Source organism: Pseudomonas sp. E45-MNA-CIBAN-0222 (genome assembly GCF_040310405.1).
GTDB lineage: Bacteria > Pseudomonadota > Gammaproteobacteria > Pseudomonadales > Pseudomonadaceae > Stutzerimonas > Stutzerimonas stutzeri_AC.
Genome location: NZ_JBEOPU010000033.1, coordinates 1 through 6350, shown reverse-complemented (window position 1 = coordinate 6350; position 6350 = coordinate 1). Strand labels below are relative to the sequence as shown.

The window sequence follows — 6350 nt, the reverse complement described above, 5'->3', positions numbered from 1 at the left end:
TGCTTCATCGGAAAACTCGGTGAGTGGAGTCCGGGGATCTTGCCAAAATCAGGAAGTCTTCTTCAGAGTTTCCTTAGAGGTGGATCAGAATCATCGGCACAGTGGATCACAATCACTGGAATGGGTGGGTCAGTACCTCCAGTGCAAGTGGGTCAGAACGACTGGAATAAAGCGTCAGAATCGCCAGCGCCCACATGAGGTGACATCTTCGTCGTATGATGAAACCAAAGGCCTACTGGTACTGGAGGTTTCGTTTACTTACTCGGGTGAGCAGGATCAAGATCGTCCATACGCTGGTTGTGAATTTTATCTGGACGTTGAAGTTACGTTGGTGCGGCGCCCTGGTGAGTGGCTATTCGAAGAGGGCTGGGTAGCAGTAACCAAGATTGAGACAGATCAGGATCGCGACCGAGAGGCTGAGCTTGCTGACATGTACGCAGATTACTTGAAGGATAAAAAGCGAACTGATGGCATGTAAGTAAGAGTGCTGCGTGCGCAAAATGGCCGATAGTGGACTCTGGTGATAGCCGCTGTCGGCCAATAGCGGACTGTTGGAACAGGTAGATATCTACCCTTTGGAGAAGTTCAGGAGGTCTGTTTCGGGTGTACACCCTAGGTTTAGACTGCAGGCGCGGTAGCTTAGGCGCCGCTTCTGCGCCACAGTTTGTCGATGCAACTCAGTGGTGCTGAACTAGAAGTCGGGGATCTATGGCGCGCCTCAAGCCCACCATAAGGCTGCGAGGGCCTGCCCCTGCTGTTCGCCGACAGATATGACACAGCTACAAGCATTCGGAAGCTAATGGCCTCTTCTAAAAGCACATCAAAGTCGAAGGCGTCTCGCAGCAGCAGTGCGAAACGCGAGCCCGCGACGCTGCGTTCGATGAGCGGTGCCGGGTTCGAGTTCGAGGATCTTATAAGTGCCTGGCAGTTAGTGAAGGCCCTGTCAGGTGAGCAGGCACCGGGTATCGGGGGCGTGGTCACGCAGGTACAAGCCCAAGTCTCGACCTTGGGGTGGCGCATCGACGACCTGCTGCTGACGGCTCACGCGGCCGGTGCCCCGAGGCGGCTAGCGATCTCAGCGAAGGGCAATGTGCAGGTGACCGCGGCGGGCCTCCCCGCTGACTTTGTGACGCGCTCCTGGGATCAGTGGCGTGACCTGCAGGGGCCCTTCAGCCGAGTTGGTGATGGGCTCGCTTTGGTGACGATCGGAACCGACCAGGCGTTCGACCCGGCGTGGCGCGAGGTGAAAAACGCGTGCAGCGGTACGGATACGGCACTCGCGTTGAGCCGCATCCGCAGTAATACGAGGCAGTCGCGCGTCTTCGACAGCGTCCAGAAGCCGGGTAGCGCATCCGATGAAGAGACCATCGAGCTCATTCGCCGCCTACACGTGCTGCCGACTGACTTTCAGTTCGCGCACTCTGAGACCGAGGCTCAGGCTATCGCCCAATGCCGTCGCTTGCTCGCGTCTGGCCGTGACGACGAAGCGCAGACTCTCTGGAAGGAGCTCATCAACGTCGCGAAAGAGGTGCGCCTTCGCAGCGGTACCATCACCGTCCCTGACCTGTTGTCATTCCTCCGGGGCCAGTTCGGCCTCCGCCATCACCCAGACTTTGAGCGTGATTGGGAGACGCTCTCCAACATCACCGCGGATCACAAGGCGCGGATAGAGACGGAGCTGCCATCAGGCTATGCCGTGCCCCGTACGGAGGAGAAAGCGTCGCTCCAGGCAGTGTTCGCCGAGAACCCGATCACGGTGGTATTCGGGGAGTCGGGCTCGGGCAAGTCAGCGCTGGTCAAGTCGGTGTTGGACGGCGCGTACCCATCTTGGAACCAGGTGTGGTTTGGTCCGGAAGATCTGAAGACGGCGCTCAGCGCGGCGCGCCGCAGCGCCCTTCACCTGACGCACGAACTTTCGCTTGTGCTGAACGCCACGGTGAAGCCGCAGAACGTGCTGGTCATCGACTCTGCGGAACGCATCGAGGCCGGCGAGTTCGTCGTCATCCGCCAGTTGCTTCAAGCTATCCTGCCGAATGACGGCGAAGAGACCGAGGATGCGTGGCGGGTCGTCATCGTCACGCAGACGCAGAGTTGGGTCGAAGGTGAAGAGACGATGCTCGGCGGGCGGAAAGCGCATTTGGTCGAGGTCGAGGCTCTCAAGAGCGATGCTGTGAAGTTGGCGCTTCTGCCGTCGCCCACCTTGGGCTGGTTGGTCGCGCATGACGACACCATTGCGGCGCTGACGAACCTGCGGACACTGGCGTGGGTCATCAAGGCGGGGGCGGCGCTGGGAGCGAGCGCCGGTGGACTGACGTCTCACACCGCCATTGCCGACCGGCTTTGGAAGTATTGGACGAAGGACCGTGCCGACGTGAAGGCGCTGATAATGCGCCTCGCCCAGCGAGAAGCATCGTTCGAGCGCAGCTTCGCACTTACCGACTTGGAGCCGGCGGACACGACGACGTTTGCGCGGCGTCCCGACGAGCTTCCGCTGCGCCTGAACGAACGGACCAACCGCATCGAGTTCGAGCATGATCTCGCGGCGGATTGGGCGCGCTTCCAGTTCCTGAAGCAGATTTGGACTGACACGACGCAGTGGGCCGCCCTAGCGGGCAATCCGCTCTGGACGAACGCGCTCCGGATGCTGGGCCAGCTCTTGCTGCGGCAGCCGACCGAGACTAGCACGGCCTGGGACGTCGCCTTCGGCTCCGCGGAGGCCGCCAAGAGCGAACTGGCGGGGGATGTCCTCCTTGACGCGCTCTGCTTGGATCCCGACGCCGAACGCCTTCTGAATGAACGCGTCGACCTCCTGCTAGGCAACGGCGCGAAACACTTCACGCGACTGCTTCTGCGCTTCCATCACATCGCGACGGTTCCAGTCGGCGGCGGCATGGGACTGAGCGCAGCGGTTGGCTTGTACATGGATGCGCAGTACCGCTCGATTGTCTTCGGCCGTTGGCCACCTGTTCTGCGCTTCCTCATCGCGCAGCGGGAGCGACTGGCTGGGCTGGTTTCATCAGCTCTCGCGAAGGTCATCGAGACCTGGCTGACGAAGACGCCGCACACGCTGAGCAGCGGCAATCCGATGCCTTTCCGCCGGGAGATGGCGGAGATGGCGCTCGCCATGGCTCGGACTGTGCAGGTCGAGAAGGGCCACGGCGCAATGTACCTGACGCATGAGTCGTTGCTGTACACCGCACCACTGGCTGGTGTGGCCGACCTGCCGACCGAGGTCGGGAACTGGGCTCTCGAACTCGCGGGTCGCCAAGAGGTGGACGCTGATGTCAAACGGCGCATTGCCGAAGTTCAGATAGAGAAGGCGAAGGTGCACGCCGAGCGTCTGAAGACCGATGCCAAATACAAGGCGTGGCACGAAGAGCGGAAGCGGATATCACCCTCCCTCGGGTCTTTCCGAGAGCGATTGCCGCCTTGGCCGTTAGGGGCCAGCGAAAAGGTCGACATGGATTTTCGGATCGCGTGCATCAAGGAGAACGGCATCCAGTCTCTCATGCGTGCGCAGCCTGAGCTGGCGGCCGAAGTCCTACTCGCGCTCATCATAGAAGACCAGCCGGAACGGGAGTATGAGGCTGGCCGGCTCGAAATAGACCTCGGTCTCGAATACCCCGAGGACGCGTACCCGACGGCTTTCTGGAAGAGCCCGTTCTTCCCCTTTTTGCAGCTGGCCCCGGAAACGGCTCTCACCTCGCTCATCGCGCTAGTGAACTTCTGCACGGAGCGCTGGGTCGCCGAGGTCATGAAGGGGCGCACCGGTGAGGCTCCCGGGGTAACACTGCAATTCGCGGACGGGTCGGATAAGACCTTCCACGGCTGGTGGCAGGTTTTCGGCTGGCCGCAGTCCAATGACTCGATGCGCAACGGAAACCTGTTCTGCGCTCTCGATGCCTTGGAGCGCTGGCTGACGTTGCGGCTCGACGCGGGTGAGGACATCACCGTGGATATCGAGAGGATACTTCGGGAGGGGAACTCCGCGTCTCTCGTCAGCGTGCTCCTTAACGTCGCCAAGTATCGGCCGTCGTTGCTGACGGGGCCTCTCGCGGCCCTGATTACATTCCCGAACCTGTTCTATTGGGACAGCGCCCGCGTGGAGCAGGTTGGCTATAACTTCATCGGTTGGAGTTGGCTCCAAGGCGGCCAGGCGATGTTTGACTTCGCCCGTGATTGGGTCTTGGCGCCCCATCGCCAGCAGAAGTTCCTCCATGTCGTTGTCGAACTCCTCCTGACCGACGACGACGTTGCGCGGCGCCTTCAAGCCCTGCTTCCGACTTGGGCGCTGCCTGATGACCCGAAGGAGGCATTGGAGTTCAAGCTGTTATTCGCCGCGCTCGATCGAGCCAACTATCAGACCGTCACCGACCCAGCGACGGGCGCGGAGACTCAAGGTCTTGTCTACCCAGATGAGCTGCGCCTTGAAGTGCAATCGTGGCAGACTGACAGCGCGCCAACCCTCGCGTACCTGCTCGTGCCGGACCGGTGCGACCAGCGGCTTCGGGGCGGCCAGCTGCTCAACGACGATGAGGCCGCGTACCTCTTCAATCTGCTCCAAGAGTGTGAGGCTGGAGCGGAAGGCGAAGATGAGGACGCAAAATCAAATTGCCGTTTCGCTGCGGCCGGCACGCTCGTCGCATTGGGAGGTGCTTGGCTTGTCCAGAACGCCGAAGCGCAGAAGCACGTGTTCCAAGTGGTGCGCGCCGGTGTGGCAGCGGTCGCGTCTACAGGAGAGGAGATTCGCGGACGGCGCATGGGGAGCTTACGCAATGAGCTTAAGTTCGTCGCCTACGCGGTCATGCACTTGTGGCTCGCCGATGAAGATGGCGTTCAGGAGTGGGAGACCGCCGTCATGCGCCTGCTGACGAGCGGCGACACGCGAGCGGCTGCAGTTGTGGTCGGCGTTGCTTATGCCAATCGAGAGCAGCTTGGTACCGCGTGGTGGCGACTGCTCCGTGCCGGGCTCTTCTGGTCAAGCCTCATCATGCTCGCTCCGCACCACGGCGATGACGACGCTGCGGAGTTCGCTTGGACGCTGTGGCTAGCGCGGCTGCGACGCTTTCCGCTTCGCGGACCGAACGCATCGCCGAATGATCTCGACTTCAAGCGTGTCATCGCAGGCCAAGAACGTCTGGACTTCCAGCGCCGGATGCGGCTCTACAACGCCGGCGACCAGACTTGGCGCGGGAAGCCGAAGCGCGAACGGGGCGGTTCGCTAGATAGCCACTTCCTTGGAGTCCTGTTCAACTGGCTCATCGAAGGCGATGGCACTGGCAATCGCGACCTCGACACGCGCTTGGCGCTACGCATCTGGGACTACGACGCCACGCGCGCCAAGGTGTGCGAAAAGAAGGAAGATGGCGAATACGACTTGCCGAGCCAGAACCTCGGCTACGACATCCTACAGAGGCTCGGAGCCCTGGCGATCGCGGCGCCCGAAGGGGAAGATCGCATGGTTTGGGAGCCTGTTCTCTCCCACGGCCCGGCCGCGCACTACGCGCTGCAGCACTTCATTCGCGGTTTATTCCTGCGTCTCGGGAAAGACGACGACCCGGTGGCATTCGAGCGCGTCTGGCGGGCCACTGCGGAGTACGGCCTCGCAGCCAATTGGTCTCAACCTGGCCTTTGGTTCTACGGCGAGCGCCTGATTTGCGACTTGCTTGGCTTCGGGAGCGAGGATGCATTGTCCCGCCTGCACCCAGGCGCGTCTTTGCGGATGAAGGATCTCTACAAACGTTGGGCCGCTGCGCACCTGGCTCACTACGAAGAATGCGTCACCCGTTTTTGCCACTTCCTGACGACAGAGTTCGGGGCACCACTTCGGTTAGACGGACTTTGCTGGCTCGCCGCCATGCTAAAAAAAGGCGAGCCTTCCCGCAGCTGGTATCGTGAGGGGACGCGCGACGCATTGGTGCATCTGGCGGCGTCGACATTAAGTTCCGACTCGCTAGTCTTGTCACAACACGTTCAGGCGCGACAAGCGCTTGTCGAGATTGCAGCCGCATTTGCAGCTATGAATATACCGGCCGCCCTTGCTCTCCAAGAGCGCATTAAGCAGCTGCGATAGCTGTCGAAGACAGGTTTCATTTGGTCGGCGTGACGAAGGTTCGTTCGCGGCCCCTAGCCAAAATGCGATGTAACAGCACCACCTGACAAAGCTATGAAACTCTTGATAATTAACTGTCATTGGCCATAACACTTATTCCAGAATGAATACAGCAGATAAGATGCACGCAGAGGCTCTAAAAGAAGCGTTGCTAGCCCTCGGTAAGCGTCCAGCCAAGTCACCTTCCGAACTCCCGCATTAAGGACGATGGTGTCCGCGTATTTTTTAAGCGGACGCG

At 60.7% G+C, this 6350-nt stretch carries 1 protein-coding gene and 1 pseudogene; both read left to right on the top strand.

All coding sequences use genetic code 11. From position 1 onward, the window contains the following. A pseudogene (locus AAEZ08_RS22545) lies at window positions 1-478 on the top strand (hypothetical protein); the annotation flags it as partial. Window positions 479-799: 321 nt separating this feature from the next. After that, window positions 800-6073 carry a hypothetical protein gene (locus AAEZ08_RS22540; protein WP_500125143.1) on the top strand — a complete coding sequence of 1758 codons (5274 nt, stop codon included), beginning with the start codon at window positions 800-802 and terminating at the stop codon, window positions 6071-6073. Window positions 6074-6350: the final 277 nt, after the last annotated feature.

What these genes read in the sequence shown, in the direction of transcription:
- AAEZ08_RS22540 (WP_500125143.1), top strand. Translation starts at nt 800, where the DNA reads ATGGCCTCTTCTAAAAGCACATCAAAGTCGAAGGCGTCTCGCAGCAGC.